This window comes from Embleya sp. NPDC056575, from assembly GCF_042793325.1.
In the GTDB taxonomy this organism is placed as follows: Bacteria; Actinomycetota; Actinomycetes; order Streptomycetales; family Streptomycetaceae; genus Embleya.
In genome coordinates this window covers 21,858-39,684 of the sequence record NZ_JBHTVA010000087.1, presented here as the reverse complement: position 1 = coordinate 39,684, position 17,827 = coordinate 21,858, and the positions used below count along the sequence as shown (strand labels likewise).

The window sequence follows — 17,827 nt, the reverse complement described above, 5'->3', positions numbered from 1 at the left end:
CCCGGGATCCATGGATCCCGGGGGCGGCCGCACGTCGTGCCTCCGACATTCGGGCCGGACGCCCGGCATGCCGAATATTTTCATAGGGCCCGGGGGTATTCGACCGGCCGAAACGATACCCTATGGGGGTACCTTGCGGTCGAATCGAGACCGCATGCGCGACCAAGGAGGCCCGCGATGACCGGATACGACGACGGCAAGGACGCCTACCTCGCCCGCCTGAAGCGGGTGGAAGGCCAGGTCAGAGGGCTGCATCGGATGGTGGAGTCGGATGCCTACTGCATCGACGTGCTGACCCAGGTATCCGCCGTGACCAAGGCACTCCAGGCCGTCGCCCTGGGGCTGCTGACCGATCACCTGGGGCACTGCGTGGTCCAGGCCGCCGGGCAGGGCGGCGACGCGGCCGACGCCAAGGTCCGCGAGGCCGCCGACGCGGTGGCCCGATTGGTGCGCTCCTGACGGGAGTTCCCCGCACCCGCACCCCCCGTTCCGAAAGCAGGGATCCATCCCCTCGGCTTGACAACATACCCAGGGGGGGTATGTTGTAGTCGAAGCCGCCGCCCGGAACGCCTCCGGTGCGGCGGACCCGAGAACCAGGAGGCTTCGCCATGAGCACGACCACTGCCGTCACCTCGACCTACACCGTCACCGGCATGACCTGCGGCCACTGCGTCTCCTCGGTCAAGGCCGAGGTCGGCAGGATCGACGGCGTCACGGAGGTCGCGGTAGACCTCGCGAGCGGCAAGGTGACGGTCACCTCCGACGCGGCCCTGGCCGACACGGCCGTCGCGGCGGCGATCGACGAGGCCGGCTACGAACTGGTCGCCCCGGCGGCCGAGGCCCCCGAGGCCGGCGCGAGCTGCTGCGGCAGCTGCCACTGACCCGTCGAGGGGGCGCCGCCCGACACCGGCGCCCCCTCGATGGACCACCCGCGGCCCCGGTCGGCCACACCACCGGGGCCCGCCGCACCCCCGGACCCGCCGCAGCACGACGACCACCCGCCGCACCGCCTCGAACGCGGCGTCCGACGCGGTGTCGAACGCGCCATCGAACAGGGAGAGAGCATGAACACCGCAGTCAAGGTCGGCGCGTTCGGCGCCGGCGTGGTGCTGGCCTTCGGGGCCGCCTTCGGCATCGGCCACGCGGTCGGCCCGGTCGGCTCCGATCCCGCCCCCGCACACGGCGGCCACGGCGGCGCCCAGGCGGGCCCGTCGGGCGGCGCCCGCTCCCCCGGCGCCACACCGGCCGCCGCCGAGACGCCGGGCGGCCTCCAGGTCTCCGAGCGGGGCTACACCCTGCTCGCCCCCGCCGAGCCGCTGCCGGCCGGCACCGCCACCGACTTCCGCTTCCGCGTCCTCGGCCCGGACGGGCAACCGTGGACGCGCTACGACCGGGCCCACGACAAGGACCTGCACCTGATCGTGGCCCGCCGCGACCTGTCCGGGTTCCAGCACGTACACCCCGTGCTCGGCGCCGACGGCACCTGGAGCGTGCCGCTGACCTTCGCGAACGCCGGCACGTACCGGATGTTCGCCGACTTCACGCCCAGCGGCGACCCCGGCGGCACACTCACCCTGGGCGCCGACGTCGTGGTGGCCGGCGACTACACACCGGCCGCACTGCCCGCGCCGAGCCGCACCGCCGTCGTCGACGGCTACACCGTCACCCTGGCCGGCGACCTGACCACGACATCCGCGCCCCTCACCCTGAACGTGAGCAAGGACGGCCGCCCCGTCACCGACCTCCAGCCCTACCTCGGCGCCTACGGCCACCTGGTCGCGCTGCGCCAGGGCGACCTGGCCTACCTCCACGTGCACCCGCAGGGCGCGCCCGGCGACGGCAAGACCCCGGCGGGTCCCGGCATCGGCTTCCACGCCCAGGCCCCCAGTGCGGGCAACTACCGCCTCTATCTGGACTTCCAACACGAGGGCAGGGTCCGCACCGCCGAGTTCACCGTCACGGTGGGCGCCGCGACCGCACCGACCCCGCCGCCCGCCCAGTCCACGCAGCCCGACCGACCCGCCCAGCCCGAGCACGGCGAGCACGCCCACTAGGGGTGCCCGACGCCATCCTCGGCCGTGGCCGACGTTTGACGTTTTGATACCCCCCTAGGGTATAGTTCAGGCATGATCGCGGGACGGCACCGGCCGCCACCGCCCCCGGCCCCGCGACGGCCGCGCAACCACCGATCCGAACAGGAGCAGGCGATGGGTTCGACCACCGAAACCTCGACGCCACAGGACAGCGGGCAGATCGAACTGTCGATCGGCGGCATGACCTGCGCCTCGTGCGCGATGCGCATCGAGAAGCGGCTGAACAAGCTCGACGGCGTGACCGCGACGGTCAACTACGCCACCGAGAAGGCGAAGGTCAGCTACGCCGGCGAGATCGCGCCGGCCGACCTGATCGCCCAGGTCGAGGCGGCCGGATACACGGCCGAACTCCCCGCCCCTCCCGTCACCGCCGGCGGCGGCGAAGCCGCGCCGGAGGCGGACCCCGAGGGTGGTCGGGTCCGGGCCCTGCGCGACCGGCTGCTGATCTCCGCCGTACTGACCGTGCCGGTGATCGCGATGGCGATGGTCCCGGCGTTCCAGTTCACCAACTGGCAGTGGTTGTCCCTCGCGCTGGCCTGGCCGGTCGTGGCCTACGGCGCGTGGCCGTTCCACAAGGCCGCCTGGACCAACCTGCGGCACGGCACCTCGACCATGGACACGCTCGTGTCGATGGGCACGCTGGCCGCGCTCGCCTGGTCGGTCTACGCACTGTTCTGGGGCAGCGCCGGCGAGCCCGGCATGACCCACGCGTTCTCCTTCGCCATCGAACGCAGCGACGGGGCCGGAAACATCTACCTCGAGGCCGCCGCCGGGGTGACCACCTTCATCCTGGCCGGTCGCTACTTCGAGGCCCGCGCCAAGCGCCGCTCCGGCGCCGCGCTCAAGGCCCTGCTCGAACTCGGCGCCCGCGACGTGGCGGTGCTGCGGGACGGGCGCGAGGAGCGCGTCCCGGTCGAACAACTGGTCGTCGGCGACCTGTTCGTGGTCCGTCCCGGCGAGAAGATCGCCACCGACGGTGTGATCGAGCAGGGCACCTCGGCGGTCGACGCGTCGATGCTCACCGGCGAGTCGGTCCCCGTCGAGGTCGCTCCCGGCGACACCGTCACCGGCGCCACGGTCAACGCCGGCGGCCGGCTCGTGGTCCGGGCCACCCGGATCGGCGCCGACACCCAGCTCGCCCAGATGGCCCGGCTGGTCGAGGACGCGCAGAACGGCAAGGCCCAGGTGCAGCGCCTGGCCGACAAGGTCTCCGGCATCTTCGTCCCGATCGTGATCGCCCTCGCAGCCGCCACCCTCGGCTTCTGGTGGGGCACCGGCCAGGGCATCGCCGGCGCGTTCACCGCCGCCGTCGCGGTGCTGATCATCGCCTGCCCGTGCGCCCTGGGCCTGGCCACCCCGACCGCGCTGATGGTCGGCACCGGGCGCGGCGCCCAGCTGGGCATCCTGATCAAGGGCCCCGAGGTCCTGGAGTCCACACGTCGCGTCGACACCGTCGTGCTCGACAAGACCGGCACCGTCACCACCGGCCGGATGACGCTCCTGGACGTGCACCTCGCCGCCGACGAGACCGCGACCGAGGTGCTGCGCCTGGCCGGTGCCCTGGAGAACGCCTCCGAGCACCCCATCGCCCAGGCCGTCGCCAAGGGCGCCACCGAGCGGGTCGGCGACCTGCCGGACCCGGAGGACTTCGCCAACGTCGAGGGGCTCGGCGTGCAGGGCATCGTCGAGGGCCACGCCGTCCTGGTCGGCCGCACCCGGCTGCTGACCGAGTGGGCGCTCGACCTCCCGGCGGAGCTGGAGCGGGCCATGGCCGACGCCGAGGCGCTGGGCCGTACCGCCGTCGCGGTGGCGTGGGACGGCAAGGCCCGCGCGGTGCTGGTCGTCGCCGACGCGATCAAGCCCACCTCCGCCGAGGCCATCCGCCGCTTCCGCGAGCTGGGCCTGACCCCGATCCTGCTCACCGGCGACAACACCACCGTCGCGCACACCGTCGCCGCGCAGGTCGGCATCGACCCGGAGCACGTGTTCGCCGAGGTGATGCCCAAGGACAAGGTCGACGTGGTCACCCGCCTCCAGGAGGAGGGTCGGATCGTGGCCATGGTCGGCGACGGCGTCAACGACGCCGCCGCGCTGGCCAAGGCCGACCTCGGCCTGGCCATGGGCACCGGCACCGATGTCGCCATCGAGGCATCCGACCTGACCCTGGTGCGCGGCGATCTGCGCGCCGCCGCCGACGCCATCCGCCTGGCCCGCAAGACGCTGGGCACGATCAAGTCCAACCTGTTCTGGGCCTTCGCCTACAACGTCGCCGCCCTCCCGCTTGCCGCCTCCGGCCTGCTGAACCCGATGCTCGCCGGTGCCGCGATGGCCTTCAGCTCGGTCTTCGTGATCAGCAACAGCCTGCGGCTGCGCGGCTTCAAGGCCCTGGCCGACGACACCCACCCGACCGCGTAGACCCGACTCGAAAGCGCGAACGGTCCGCCCTCACATCACGAGGGGCGGACCGTTCGTGTGTGCGGGCGGCCGATTCGAGCGGGGTGCGGCGCTTCGCTGCGCAGGCCGACGGCGAAGCGGTACGGATCGGCCCGAACCACGATCGCGTCGGCGTCGCCGGCCACCGGCGCGTCGACGACGATCGGCTCGCCCGTCGCCTCGTGCGCGCGGGCCGCCGCGCCGATCACCCGATGCACGGTGGCGGTCCGGCGTCCGTCCTTCGGCGCCGGGAGAACACGAAAAGGTCGGTGAGGTCGAGCCCGGCGTCGTCCCCGGGGGACCGCGGGTCGGGCCCACCGATGTGGTGAGACATGCGGGCGGCGTCGGGTACGTACGCCTCGCCGGCCCGGCGGCGGGCGACGCGCACCGGTGGTCACCCGTCCGGGCGCACCATCGCGCCGCGCCGCCCGGGCACGACCGCAAGGTCCGCCCGACACCCGCGTGGGATGCCGGGCGGACCGTCGGGTCAGGACGGTGCCGGAGCCGTCGCGTTGATCACCGCGAACGCGCCGCCCTGCGGGTCCGTGACCACGGCCATCCGGCCGGCCATCATGTCGAACGGCGGCTTGAGCACGTTGCCGCCGGCCCGGATCAGCGCGTCGACGACGCTGTCGGCGTCGTCGACGGAGAAGTAGGTCAGCCAGTGCGACGGCGTGCCCGGCGGCAGTTGGTCGAGCCCCTGCATCCCGCCGATCACCCGCCCGTCCGCGCTCAGCGAGAAGTAGCCCGGGGCCCCCTCCATCGGCGCGGCCTCCAGACCGAGCGCGGCCTTGCCGAACCTCGCCGCGGCGCGCGTATCGCTGGTGTTCAGCTCGCTCCAGATCACCGAGCCGGGCTCGTTGACCACCTGCGCCCCGCCGAAGTCCCGCGCCTGCCACAGACCGAACACCGCACCGGTGGGATCGGCGGCGACGCACATCCGGCCCAGGGTCATCACGTCCACCGCGGGCATCATCACGTTGCCGCCGGCCTCGGTGATCTTGGCCTGGGAGGCGTCCACGTCGGCGGTGGCCAGGTAGGTGGTCCACGCCGTCGGCGGGGTCGGTCCGCCGTCGGGGGACATCGCCTTCATGATGCCCGCGACGGCCTTGCCGTTGAGTGTGCAGACCGCGTATCCACCCGTCTCCGGCGGGCCCACCTCGCCCTGCCAGCCGAACAGGTCGCGGTAGAAGTCGAGCGCGGCCTGCTGGTCGGGCACCATCAGGTCGACCCAGCAGGGTGTGCCGGGTGTATAGGGACTGGTTACCTCGGGCATGACGGAACCTCCAGTGAAGAACGACGTCCCCGTACCCGTCGTCACTCGCCATCGTGGGCAACCCACATCGGGCCACCACCGACGCGCCGGTACCCGCCGGACCACGTCCGTCAACCTCCGGTCGGACCGCGTCGCTCACCCGCCCGGCTCGGGACGGGCTCGACCCGGTCGCCGTCGTTCACCCCGGGCCGATCCGCAGGGGGATCGGGAAGGTCCCTACCGGGCGGGTCGCCGCAGTCGTCTCCCCGGCCCCATGACACGGCACCGCCGGCCGCGCGGACCAGCCTGCGGGTGAACGTGTGTCGAGGGTCGGTCAGAATCCGTCCCGCCGGGCCCTCTTCCACCGGCCGGCCCGCGTCCAGGACCACGATCCGGTCCGCGAGCCGGGCCGCCGCCGCCAGGTCGTGGGTGATGAACACCAGGGACAGGCCGCTACGTTCCCGGGAACGGGCGAGCAGGTCCAGCAGCTCCGCCCGGGCCGCGCCGTCCAGGCCCGAGGTGATCTCGTCGCAGACCAGCACGCCGGGTCGGGCGAGCAGGGCTCGGGCCAACGCGGCACGCTGCGACTCGCCCCCGGACAGCCCGCCCGGTCGCCGCTCCGCCACGTGCGCGGCCAAGCCGAGTTCGGCCAACGTGTCGAGCGCCCTCGTCCGAGCCGCGTCCGGGTGCACGCCGCGCAGCCGCACGGCGGTCCGGGCCACCTGGTCCACGACCGGCCGGCCCTCGTCGAACGAGGACCGCGCGTCCTGGAACACGTATTGCACGGCGGCCAGTTGCTCGGTGGTGCGAGCACGCAGCGAGCGGGGCAGCGTCGTCCCGTCGAACCGGATCCGCCCCCGGTACCCACTGTGCAGGCCGGCGAGGCAGCGGCCCAGCGTCGTTTTGCCGCTGCCCGAACGGCCCACCAGGGCCAGGCATTCGCCGGGCGCCACGGACAGGCTCACCCGGTCCAGGACGGTCGCCCGGCGCCGCACGCCCGCCGGGTATCCGGTCGTGAGGTCCCGAACCTCCAGCCGAACGGCGGTGGTGGGGTCGGGGCCGTCGTCCGCCGCCGGCCCCCGGGGCCGAACCTCCACCCGTTCCGGCGCCGGCAACACCCGTGCCGTCGGCCCGAAGGCGACAGGCCGCCCGTGCGCCAACAGCACTACCTCGTCCGCGAGTCGGCGCACCACGTCGAGGTCGTGGCTGAGCAACAACACCGCGATCCCCTCCCCGGCCAGGGCCGCCAGCCGCGCCACGACACCCTGCTTGGTCAGCGCGTCCTGCCCCGTGGTCGGCTCGTCGGCGATCACGACCCGCGCACCGAGCAACAACGCCTGGGCCACCACGACGCGTTGCTGCTGCCCGCCGGAGAGCTGATGCGGGAATCGCCGCACGACCTCCTCGGGGTGCTCGATCCGCGCCGCCCGCAACGCCTCTTCCACCGCTGCCCGGTGCGCCCCCCGGCCGCCCGTACGCGCCCGCGCTCGCGCGATGTCCCGCAACAACACGCCGACCCGGCGCACCGGGTTGAGCACCGCCCCGGGATGTTGCGGGACATACCCGACCGCTCCCCCGCCCGCGACCCGCACCTCGCCCGTCACCCGGGCGCCGGGCGGGAATTCGCCGAGCAGGGCCAGTGCGGTGGTGGTCTTGCCGCTGCCCGACGGCCCCACCAGCGCGGTGATCCGCCCGGCACGCAGCGTCAGATCCACCCCGTCCACGATGGCCCGACCACCCACCGCGACCCGCAACTCGCGCACGAACGCCACCGGTTCAGCGCCGCTCATCGTCCCTCCTCCGCCCGGCCGTCGGCGTCCGCAACGCCGTGTCGAACGCCAGGTTCGTGCCCATCGACAGCGCCACGATCAGCGCCGCCGGCACCACCACCGCCCACGGCTGCAGGAACAGGCCGGGCCGGTTGCGGTCCACCATCACCGCCCAGTCGGCGGCGTCCGGGGCCACGCCCACGCCCAGGAACGCGGCGGTCGCCACCAGGTACAGCGCGCCGGCGAGCCGGGTCCCCGCGTCGGCGGCCAGCGTGCGCCGGATCGACCGCAGCGGGTAGGCGACGGTGATCCGCCACCAGGACTCGCCCTGCATCCGCAGCGCCTCGACGGCGGGCCGCGCCGCCACCTCGGTGCCCGCCGCGGCCACCACCCGCGCGGCGTCCGGCATCGCCACCAGGGCGATCACCGGTACCAGTTCGGCCGGCCCCGGCCGAAACAGCGCCGCTACGAGAAGCACGACGAGCAGGGACGGTACCGCGATCAGCACGTCCAGCGGCCGCATCAGCACCTCGGCCACCCATGCGCGCCGCGTCGCCGCGGCGGCCAGTCCGAGCGGCACCGCCGCCAGATAGGCCAGGACCGTCGCGGCCACCGCCACCAACACCACCGATCGCCCGCCGAGCAACACCTGCCGCCACACGTCGCGCCCGGCGAAGTCGGTGCCCAGCCAATGCCCGTCCCCGGCGCTGAACGACACCGCGCGCGGCTGCACCGGCCCGGCGAACCACGGCCCGATCAACGCGGTCGCCAGCGGCAGCCCGATCAACGCGAGCGCCACCGCATACCGCCGACCCCCGCCGTCGCCCCAACGCGATCTCCCCCAACGTGGGTTCACTACGCCGCCACCTCCACGCGCGGCGCCAGCCGCAGCGTCACGAGGTCGGCGACCAGGTTGACCGACACGGTCACCACACCGAACACCAGCGCCAGACCCTGGATCACCGGGATGTCACGCGCCGCGACCGCGTCCACCAGGACGGTGCCGAGCCCGGGGATCACGAACAGCGCCTCCACCACGATCACGCCGCCCAGCAACCAGTCACAGGTACGCGCGAGTTGCTGGCTCGCGGGGGCAAGGGCGTTCGGCAGCGCATGCGTCCAGCACACCCGGGCACCGGACAGACCCAGCCGCCGTGCGTGCGCCACGTACGGCGAGGCCATCGCCTCGATCATGCCCGCACGCACCAGCCGGGCGATCGTGCACACCGGCCGGGACAGCAGCACCACCACCGGCAGCACCAACACGGCCGGACGGGTGAGCAGATCACCGTCGGTACCCACGGCCGTCGGCGGCAACCACCGGAGTTCCAGCGCGAACAGCGTGATCAGCAACACCCCGAGGGCGAACTCCGGAACCGCGTGCACCGCCGACGTCAGCGCGCTGATCGAGCGATCCACCGGGCCGCCCTCGCGCCGCGCGGCGAGCACCCCCAGACCCGCCGACAGCGGCACGAGCAGCACGACCGTGACCCCGGCCAGTACCAGGGTCGGGCCGAACCCGTCGGCGAGCAGGTCGGCGACCGGCCGACCCGAGACCAGCGAGGTACCCGGGTCGCCGTGCGCAAGACGCTCGATCCAGGCGGCCAACCGTCCGCCGACGGATCGATCCAGGCCCATCGACTCCCGGATCCGCGCGATCCGTTCCGGGTCGGGCTGGTCGCCCGCCAGGGCCACCGCCGCGTCCCCCGGCAGCGCCTCGGTCAACGCGAAGATCAACAGCACCACGGCCGCGATCTGGACCAAGCCCAGCACCAGTCGGCGTGCCGGACGGCCACGATCCGCGCTCATCCCAGCCATACCTTGTCGAACCGGGCCCAGTCCAGCGTATTGGCGGGCGCGTTCGTCGCCACGCCGCGCACCCGGTTCGCGGTGGCCACGATCCAGTCCGCGAAGCCCCAGATCAGGAATCCGCCCTCGTCGTGGAGTCGGCGCTGCATGCGCTCGTACAGCGCGGTGCGCAACGCCTCGTCGGGGGTGGACTGGATCTGCCGGTACAGCTCGTCGAAGTCCCGGTCCCGCCAGTGTGTGGCGTTGGTGGTGGATCCGGTCAACAACCGCTGGGAGACGTGCGATTCGATCGGCATGGCCCCCGAGCGGTAGGACGCGAGCGTGCCGGAGGTGAGGATGTCCTTCCAGTAGGTGTCCTTGTTGCCGATCCGCACCTGGACGGTGACCCCGGCCTTCGCCGCCTGTTCCTTGAAGATCCCGGCGGCCTCGACGAATCCGGTGGCGGCGGGCGCGGTGTCCAGGGTGACGGTCAGGCCCTCGGCGCCGGCCTCGCGCAGCAGCGCCCGGGCCCGGGCCAGGTCCTGGGTGCGCTGCGGCAGGCTCGCCGCGTAGTAGCGATATCCCTTGCCGAACAGGTCGTTGCCCACCTCCCCGGCGCCGGACAGCGCCCCGTCCACGAGTTCCCGACGGTCGGCGATCAGGCAGAACGCCTGCCGGACCCGCCGGTCGTCGAACGGCGGCCGATCGGTCTTCATCACGAAGCCCTGCATCGCGCTGTTGCGCAACCGCAACACGGTGATCCGGCCCCGGCCCTCGTGCACCCGCGCGGTGGCCGGGTTCAACTCGTGCGCGTACTCGACCTGCCCGCCGAGGAGCGCGTTGGTCCGCGCCGACTCCTCGCCCGCGATCACGAACTCCAGTTCGTCCAGGTGCGGACTGCCCTCCCAGTAGCCGTCGTTGCGTCGCAGCAGCAGCGAACTCCCGGGCTTGAACGACCCGAACACGAACGGCCCGGATCCCACCGGCCGCTCGAAGGAGTCCGCACCGGCCGGCACGATGTAGGCCCCGAAAGCCGCGAGTACGTTGGGGAACTCGGCGTAGGGCAGTTTGAGCCGGAACTCCACCGTGGCCGGGTCGATCACCCGACTCGCGGCCTGGTCGATCGACTCCAGCGCGGCCTTGGCCCGGAACGCCCGGGCGGGGTCGGCGATCCGGCGAAAGCTGTACAGCACGTCCTCGGCGGTCACGGGCCGTCCGTCGTGGAAGGTCGCCGGCCGCAGCCGTACCCGCCAGGTGTCCAGCGTCGCGTTCGGCTCCCACCCGGCGGCGAGCCGGGGTACCGGGGCCAGGTCCGCGCCGTAGTCGGCGAGCTTGTCGAACAGCGCCTTGGCCCGGGCCACGTCGACGAACAGATTGGCCAGGTGCGGATCCAGCGTCTCGTTGGCACCGCCGCCCGGGAAGGCCGCCCGCAATCGCCCGCCGCGCCTGGGCGTTGCCTCGCCCGGCGTACCGGCGTGCGGCCCGGGCTCGGCCGTGCCGCCGGCGCAGCCCACCGCCAGGGTGAGCGCGGCAACGCCCCCGGCGGTCAGGAAGGCCCGGCGGGAGGTACCGGCGCGGGATGCGCCGAGGGGTATGCGGGGGTGGATCCGGCTCATGGGTCGTTCTCTCCGTGTCGGCGGTGGTGGGCGAGGTGGTGCCGGGTCAGCGGCGGCGGGCGACCACGTGCAGGCGGTCGCCGTGCCCGGTCGCGGCCGGCGGGGCGCCCTCGGTCCAGGGCGGGTCGGTACGCGGTCCCGGGCGGTCGTAGAGGTCGAGCACGTCGAAGCCGGCGACGTCCAGGAAGTAGCCCAGCTCGCGGGGGAACAACAGCCGCCACGCGGAGAGCTGCGCCCGGGCCGGCGCTCCGTCGTCAGACGTCCATTCCCGGCGTCGGCGCAGCAGTTGGGCGCCGTGGTCGACCCACAGGGTGGTGCGCGAGGTGTAGGTGACCCCGGCGCGCACGACGGTGTCGGTACGGGGTTCGGTTTCGGGCCGGGCGCCCTCGGCGCCCTGAAGGAAATAGGCGCCGTTGCGCAGTTCGGCGACGAACAGCCCTCCGGGCACGAGGTGTTCCCGACAACGTTCGAAGAACGCCGCGAGATCGGTGTTCTCGTGGCAGTACAGCAGCGCGCTGTCCAGGCAGACCACGGCGTCGAAGACGCGCCCGAGGTCGAAGTCGCGCATGTCGGCGAGGCGGTAGTCCGGGCCCGGGTGGTGGGTGCGGGCGTGGCGCACCATCGCCGCCGAGGTGTCGATGCCGACCACCTCGCGGGCGGCGTGCGCCTGCAACCAGGCCGCGTCCCGCCCGGTGCCGCACCCCACGTCCAGCACACGCGGCCCGCCGCCGTGGCGCCGCAGGGTCGCGTCGATCCACCGGGCGGCGCGCCGACCGGGGTCGGGGAAGCGGCGTTCGTAGAGTTCGGGGGTATCGGTCAGGAGATTGCGGGTACTCACGTCGGTTCGCTCTCGGCTTCGTACGGGTCGCGGACGCTCATCGGGGCGGGTTCTCGGCCGCGCGGGGGTAACAGGTGCTCATCACGACAAGCTCCCGACCGCGCGACCGGCACCGGTGCCGGTCGTGCCAAGCTCCCGACCGTGCAACCGGCACGGGGGCTCATCGGGACTCGCTCTCGGCCCTGGGGTGGTCGGGAGTACGCGACGCCGCGGCCGGCTCGACGGCGCCGGTCCCGGGCGCGGTCGGCGGCAGCGTCCCGCCCCGGCGCAGCCACCCCACCGCCGAGGCCGAGACCAGGCCCAGGAGCGCGCAGCAGGCCCACGGCAACCACGCCCGGCCACCGTCCGCGCCCGCGTCCATCGCCCAACCGATCCCGGCGTTGCCGGCCGCCGCCGCGATGCCGGACGCCGCGTAGAACAGCCCGAAGCAGGTGCCGGTCAGTCGGTCCGGGCCGAAGGCGGGGACCAGTTCGAGCACGAACGGCTGGGCGATCATCACGCCCAGATGCAGCAGCAGGGCGGCGGCGATCAGCGGCACCATCCGCATCACCGCGTCCCGGGTCCCGTCCGGGCCGGCGCCGCCGGCGACCATCATCGGGGGCACAAAGGCCAGTCCCGTCACGGCCGTTCCGATCGTGATCCACCGGGCGCGGTCGCCGCGCGTCTGGAGGAAGCGGGTGATCCGCAGTTGCAGCACCAGGTTCGCGACCGTCCCGGTGAGGAACAGCAGCCCGACGGCGGCCTCCTGGCCGGTCGCGTGCCGAACACCGTCCGGGAGCAGCAGATACAGCTGCGTCTCCAGGCCGTACAGCCCGGCCATGGCGATCGAGAACGCCACGAAGGCGCGGTTGCCCAGGACTTCGCGCCAGTCGGCCACCACCGAACGCTCCGGCGCCGGCACCGGGCGCGCCGGCAGGACGAGCGCCTGGGCGATCGTCAGCGCCGCGAACAGCACGGCCGCGGTCAGCGCGGCGGCGGTGAAGTCGACCAGGAGCAGCAGGCTGCCGAGCAGCGGGCCGACCAGGGCGCCGGTGGTGGCGAAGACGTTGAACAGGGCGAACGCCTCGGCCCGGCGCGGCCCCGCTTCGTGGGCGAGGTAGGTGCGCACCGCGGGGTTGAACAGCGCCCCGGCCAGTCCGCTGAGCAGAGCGGCGGCAAGCAGCACCGGCAGTCCGTCGCCCAGCGCGAACAACCCGAAACCCACGGCGCGCAGCGCACACCCGGCGATGATCACGCCGCGTGCGCCGAGCCGGTCGGCGGCGGAGCCGCCGAGGATGAACAGGCCCTGTTGCGCGAGGTTGCGCACGCCCAGGACGATGCCGACGACGGCGGCGGACATCCCCAGGTCGTCGGTGAGGTGGGTGGCCAGATACGGGATCAGCAGGTAGAAGCCGGTGTTCACGCCGAGCTGGTTGACCAGCAACAACCGCACCGCGAGCGGGAATTCGGCCACCGCGCGAAGTGTCCTCATCGGGCGGCCCCGATCGTGCGCCGCACACCCAGCCCGGGCGCGTGTCCGGTGGCGCGCACCGTGCCGTCGATACCGCCGATGCCGGTCCACGGATCGTGGGCGAGCAGCAGATGCCCGTCCAGGTCGACCCAGCGGGCCCGGTCGACGAGGTGTACTGCGGGCGCGATCCCGAGCGAACTGCCGGTCAGACAGCCGAACATGACCTCGGTACCGCTGCCGCGCAGATCCTCGACGATCCGCGACGCCGCACGCGGACCGCCACATTCGGCGAGTTTGAGGTTGACCCCGGGAATCCGTCCGGCCAGCCGCAGCACATCCTCGCGCGTGACCGCGTCCTCGTCGGCGATCACCGGGATCGGCGCGTGCCGGGCGATCCGCGCCAGCACCTCGGGCCGCCCGGCGGCGATCGGCTGCTCCACCGCCTCGACCCCGAGGAGGGCGAAGCGCGGCAGCAGTTCCATGGCCTGCGCCTCGCTCCACGCGCCGTTGGGGTCGAGCAGCAGCCGGGCGTCCGGCACCGCGTCGCGCACGGCCGCGATCCGGGCCAGATCGTGCGCCGGATCGGGCGCACCCGCCTTCACCTTCAGCACGGTGAACCCGAGTCCGGCCAACCGCGTCGCCGTACCGGCCGCGTGCTCGATCCCGCCGAGCCCGATGGTCCGGGCGGTCACCGCCGCGGGCGCCCGTTCGGCGCCGAGCAGCCGATGTACGGGCCGTCCGGTGCGCTTGCCCACCAGGTCGAGCAACGCCGCGTCGAGCGCGGCCCGCACCCCGAGCGGCAGCCCGCCCGGTCCGCTGCCGGCCAACTCCCGTGCAGCGCTCTCCGGTTCGCCGAACCGCCCCAGCCACGGCCGCGCCACGCGCGCCAGCGCCGCCCCGATGTCATCGGCCGACAGTCCGAGCCGATTGCTGCCCAGCGCCTCACCCCACCCGCGCGCCCCCTCGTGCTCGACACACACCCAGACGGCGTCCCGCCCGGCCATCACCGACCGCGAAATGCGCAACGGCTCACCCAGTTCGAGCCGGGTGGTCTGCCACGTGAGCCTCATGCGGACCCCGTTATGGAGGTCTGGGGCATGCTCGCGACGTGAGGCGCGGGCGTGGCGGCCGACGCGGGCGCGTGTTCCCGCGCCGACGGCCGCGGGCCGCCCGACGTGCGCGCGACCACGCGACAGCGCGCCCAGCCGCCGACCTCGACGATCCCGGGGTCCAGGATCTCCACCGGGTGGGTGGGCACGTGGGCGCCGTCCAGGCCGTGCGCGGCGCAGAAGGCGTCGTCGTAGACGGTGCCCAGGTACCGGTGCGGGCCGTCCGGGAAGATGGTGGCCACAGTCGTGCCGGGGTGGACCCGGGCCGCCCACGCGGCGACCAGCGCGACCGCGCCGGTGCTCCAACCGCCGCTGACGAAGCTGCCCCGGGCCAGCCGGCGGCATGCGTCGACGGCGGCGGCCGGGCCGACCCAGTGCACCTCGTCGAACGCGTGGTGGGCGACGTTGCGCGGCCGGATGCTGCTGCCGAGCCCGCGCATCAGGCGTGGTCGGGCGGGCTGGCCGAAGATGGTCGAGCCGACCGAGTCGACGCCGATCACGGTCAGCGCCGGCCAGCGCCGACGCAGTGGCCCGATCAGCCCGGCGCTGTGCCCGCCGGTGCCCACGCTGCACACCAGGATGTCCACGTGGTCGAGTTGGTCGGCGAGTTCGGTCGCCATCGACGCGTAGCCCGCCGGGTTGTCGGGGTTGTTGTACTGGTCCGGCCAATAGGCGCCGGGTGTGCCGCGCAGGATCTCGCGCAACCGGGCGAGCCGGGCGGCCTGCCAGCCGCCGACCGCCGCCGGATGTTCGACCAGGTCCAATTCGGCGCCGTGTGCGCGCAACAACTGCCGCATGGACGGTTCGAGTTCGCGATCGCCGACGAGCCGGACGGGATGGCCGAGCGCCTGTCCGGCGAAGGCCAGACCGATGCCCAGCGTGCCCGAGGTGGACTCGACCACGAGCGCGCCCGGGCGCAGTTCGCCGCGCCGGCGGGCGCCGCGCAACATCGATACGGCGGCGCGGGCTTTCATGCCGCCCGCGCTCAGGTATTCGAGCTTGGCCCAGAACCCCGGGTGCGGGCAGGGAAGTTCGGTGCCGACGCGGACCACGGGGGTACGGCCGAGCAGGGGCAGCAGGTCGGGATTGGCGCCGGCGGAATCGGCGTTGCGCGGAAGCGGGACGGTATTCACGCGGCACCTCCGGATCGGTGCGCCGCGCTCGTGCCTTCGGGCCGGTACGCCGCACTCGGATCTCCGGGTTGATGCGCCGTGCCCGGGCCCGCGATCCCGGACGCCGCACCCGGCCCGCCATAGCGGTAGACCACACCGGGCCCGCCGTCCAGCCAGAAGAACGGATAGGGCTCGGCGCACACCGCGCTCACCCCCGCGCCGACGAAGTGCGGCAGGATCGCGCTGCCGGTCTGGGCGAACATCACCAGCGGCTTGCCGGTGCTCGCGGCGTGTGCGCGCAGCGGCTCGAAGGTGTCGTTGCCCAGCGTCATGCCGGAGGCCAGGATCGCGTCGCAGCCGTCCAGTTCGGCGCCGGCGTCACGGCGGATCGGCTCGCCCCATTCGGTGCGCCCGCCCTCGAAGTCGCACGGCACGCAGTCGATCCCGAGCGTACGCAGCCGCTCCAACAGCGAGTTGACCACGCCCACCACCAGCACCGTGCGTACCCGCGCCAGGGGCAGCAGCTCGACCACGGCCCGGGCCCGGGCCCGCGACTTGGTCAGCGAACTCCCGGCCGGCAGCGGGTACGCCCGGGCACCGCGCTCGCAGCCATGCGGGCGGGCCCGCATCAGGTAGGCGTCCAAGGCGGCGATCCGGATCGGCGCGAGCGGATGCGCCAGCAGGTCGGCGACGCGGGCCCCGACACATTCGTCGATGGTGTCGGCGGGCAGCGTGCCCGGCTCGGCGGCACACGAGCCGACCGCCGCGCCCAATCGCACGCTCAGCACCTCGTTGCGGTATCCGGTGGTGCGTTCCGCGTGCCGGACGGCCTGCACCGTGCGAAAGGCGGTACTCACCCGTTCCTGGTTCGGGTCGGCCCCGAACTCCCCGGCGCGGACCCGGACGAGCAGATCGTCGAGGGCGCCCGGGGACCCGGGCACGGATCGCGGCCGGCTCATCCGGTCACCGCCGACGCGGCCGCGTAGCGGGGGCGCAGCCGACCCAGCATGCGCTCGGCCGACTCCCGCGCGCCGGCGCCCCGGGAGGCGGTCAGCACGTGGCCCAGATACTCGTTGTTGCTGGTCGCGGCCCGTACCGCCCGCCCCGGTTCGGCCAGGGTCAGCTCTACCACGCCCGGCTCGTCACGTACCGCGTCGGCGCCGTCGATGCCGGCGAGCGTGCCCGTCCCGTCGGTCGACAGGTCGCGTTCGTCCGGCAGCAGCAGGCCGATGGCGGCGCTTCGCACGCCGGTCTCGCGCACCGCGAGGTCGGGACGCCGGCCGAGCGCGACGTCGACACAGGCCACGACCAGGTCGACGCCGGTGACGTGCCGGACCAGTTCGGTGATGCGATTGCCCGCCGGCCTGGGGTTGACCTCGATCGTGCGCGGCCCGTCGGGGGTGAGCCGGATCTCGGTATGCGCCACGACGTGGTCCAGGCCCAGCGCCTGGATCGCGCGTACGGCGGTGTCCGCGGCGGCCCGTGTATGGTCCGGCTCCAGTGCGGCCGGGAACATGTGTCCGGTCTCGACGAACGTCGGCTCGGCGCCCAGGCTCTTGTCGGTGACGCCGACGACGTGGGTGTGCCCCTCCCGGGTGACCGTCTCGACACTGACCTCGGGCCCGGTGAGGTATTCCTCGATCAGCACCACCGGGGCCCGGCGCTGTCCGCGCGCGTTCACCGTGAGGTCCGTGATCGCCCGCTGTGCGCGGGCCAGTTCGACCTCGTCGTGGACGACACGCACCAACATCCCGGCGCACAGGTCCACCGGCTTGACCACGACGGGGTAGCCGATCTCGCGCGCCGCGGCACGCGCCCGCTCCCGGTCCGCGCACAGCGCGAAGCGCGGGCCGGGCACACCCGCCTCGGCCAGGCGCAGTCGGGTCAGATCCTTGCGGCAGGCCGCCTCCACCGCGTCCGGCGCGGGAGCGGGCAGGCCGAGCCGGGCGGCGATTCGCGCGGTGGCCGGCAGGTAGTAGTCGCACGCGGACAACACCCCGTCGAACGCGAACACCTCGTGCAGTCGTTCGACCGCGGCCGGCAGTTCCGCCGCGTCGTTGGTCTCGGTCGTGACGATGTTGCGCGCGGACAGCAGCGGATGCGGCGCCGCGCCGGGCGTCGCGCGCAGGTAGTGGTGCAGGTCCCGGGTGAGGAACGTGAACTCGTGTCCGGCCTCGTGGATCGCCCGGGGCAACAACCCGCTCATCGCCCCGACCCAACTTTCGACAACCAACAGATGACCCACCGAACTCCCTCTCCGACCGCGGCGACGGCTCTCTCGCAGAGCATCGATCCGCCGAGACCGTATCGGGAATGGTTTTCATTTTCAATGCAACATCGACGAGAGCCGGCATCACCGGGAAG

General features: G+C 73.5%; 16 protein-coding genes. 4 read left to right on the top strand and 12 right to left on the bottom strand.

All coding sequences use genetic code 11. The annotated features are described in order from the left end of the window. Positions 1-177: 177 nt before the first annotated feature. From ACFRCG_RS42305 to ACFRCG_RS42290, 4 genes are all read left to right on the top strand, one after another. A complete protein-coding gene (locus tag ACFRCG_RS42305; RefSeq protein WP_078981450.1) occupies positions 178-459 on the top strand; it encodes a metal-sensitive transcriptional regulator in 282 nt (93 codons plus the stop codon). A gap of 149 nt (positions 460-608) precedes the next feature. Next, positions 609-881, top strand: coding sequence for a heavy-metal-associated domain-containing protein (locus ACFRCG_RS42300; RefSeq protein WP_380041648.1), 273 nt, complete (start codon positions 609-611; stop codon positions 879-881). Between the two features lie 183 nt (positions 882-1,064). After that, positions 1,065-2,054 (top strand): hypothetical protein, encoded by a 990-nt coding sequence (locus ACFRCG_RS42295; protein ID WP_380041646.1) that lies wholly within the window; start codon positions 1,065-1,067, stop codon positions 2,052-2,054. A gap of 153 nt (positions 2,055-2,207) precedes the next feature. Next, on the top strand, positions 2,208-4,508 hold the full coding sequence (locus ACFRCG_RS42290; RefSeq protein ID WP_380041644.1) for a heavy metal translocating P-type ATPase: 2,301 nt from the start codon (positions 2,208-2,210) through the stop codon (positions 4,506-4,508). 35 nt (positions 4,509-4,543) lie between these two features. On the opposite strand, the gene ACFRCG_RS42285 is transcribed toward ACFRCG_RS42290, so the two are convergent. The 12 genes from ACFRCG_RS42285 to ACFRCG_RS42230 form a co-directional block, all read right to left on the bottom strand. Further along, positions 4,544-4,735: a hypothetical protein gene (locus ACFRCG_RS42285; RefSeq protein WP_380041642.1), complete on the bottom strand. Its 192-nt coding sequence runs from the start codon at positions 4,733-4,735 to the stop codon at positions 4,544-4,546. A 278-nt stretch (positions 4,736-5,013) separates the two neighbouring features. After that, on the bottom strand, positions 5,014-5,802 hold the full coding sequence (locus ACFRCG_RS42280) for a VOC family protein (RefSeq protein ID WP_380041640.1): 789 nt from the start codon (positions 5,800-5,802) through the stop codon (positions 5,014-5,016). Positions 5,803-5,912: 110 nt separating this feature from the next. Continuing rightward, a complete protein-coding gene (locus ACFRCG_RS42275) occupies positions 5,913-7,571 on the bottom strand; it encodes an ABC transporter ATP-binding protein (RefSeq protein WP_380041638.1) in 1,659 nt (552 codons plus the stop codon). Further along, complete coding sequence (locus ACFRCG_RS42270; RefSeq protein ID WP_380041636.1) at positions 7,558-8,349, bottom strand: ABC transporter permease; 792 nt, start codon at positions 8,347-8,349, stop codon at positions 7,558-7,560. Before ACFRCG_RS42270 ends, ACFRCG_RS42275 begins: the two co-directional genes overlap by 14 nt. A 56-nt stretch (positions 8,350-8,405) precedes the next feature. Beyond that, positions 8,406-9,359, bottom strand: a complete 954-nt coding sequence (locus ACFRCG_RS42265) for an ABC transporter permease (RefSeq protein ID WP_380041634.1) — start codon at positions 9,357-9,359, stop codon at positions 8,406-8,408. Beyond that, positions 9,356-10,954 (bottom strand): ABC transporter substrate-binding protein, encoded by a 1,599-nt coding sequence (locus ACFRCG_RS42260; protein ID WP_380041632.1) that lies wholly within the window; start codon positions 10,952-10,954, stop codon positions 9,356-9,358. The genes ACFRCG_RS42265 and ACFRCG_RS42260 overlap by 4 nt, the downstream gene beginning before the upstream one ends. Positions 10,955-11,000: 46 nt before the next feature. After that, positions 11,001-11,792: a class I SAM-dependent methyltransferase gene (locus ACFRCG_RS42255; RefSeq protein WP_380041630.1), complete on the bottom strand. Its 792-nt coding sequence runs from the start codon at positions 11,790-11,792 to the stop codon at positions 11,001-11,003. Positions 11,793-11,952: 160 nt separating this feature from the next. Further along, positions 11,953-13,263, bottom strand: a complete 1,311-nt coding sequence (locus ACFRCG_RS42250) for an MFS transporter (RefSeq protein ID WP_380041628.1) — start codon at positions 13,261-13,263, stop codon at positions 11,953-11,955. Continuing rightward, positions 13,260-14,312, bottom strand: a complete 1,053-nt coding sequence (locus ACFRCG_RS42245) for an enolase C-terminal domain-like protein (protein WP_380041626.1) — start codon at positions 14,310-14,312, stop codon at positions 13,260-13,262. The genes ACFRCG_RS42250 and ACFRCG_RS42245 overlap by 4 nt, the downstream gene beginning before the upstream one ends. Then, positions 14,309-15,484 (bottom strand): PLP-dependent cysteine synthase family protein, encoded by a 1,176-nt coding sequence (locus ACFRCG_RS42240; RefSeq protein ID WP_380041624.1) that lies wholly within the window; start codon positions 15,482-15,484, stop codon positions 14,309-14,311. The genes ACFRCG_RS42245 and ACFRCG_RS42240 overlap by 4 nt, the downstream gene beginning before the upstream one ends. Continuing rightward, the gene (locus tag ACFRCG_RS42235) at positions 15,481-16,422 is read right to left on the bottom strand and encodes a hypothetical protein (RefSeq protein ID WP_380041622.1); all 942 of its coding nucleotides are present in this window, start codon (positions 16,420-16,422) and stop codon (positions 15,481-15,483) included. Before ACFRCG_RS42235 ends, ACFRCG_RS42240 begins: the two co-directional genes overlap by 4 nt. Further along, positions 16,419-17,708, bottom strand: coding sequence for an ATP-grasp domain-containing protein (locus ACFRCG_RS42230; protein WP_380041620.1), 1,290 nt, complete (start codon positions 17,706-17,708; stop codon positions 16,419-16,421). The genes ACFRCG_RS42235 and ACFRCG_RS42230 overlap by 4 nt, the downstream gene beginning before the upstream one ends. Positions 17,709-17,827: the final 119 nt, after the last annotated feature.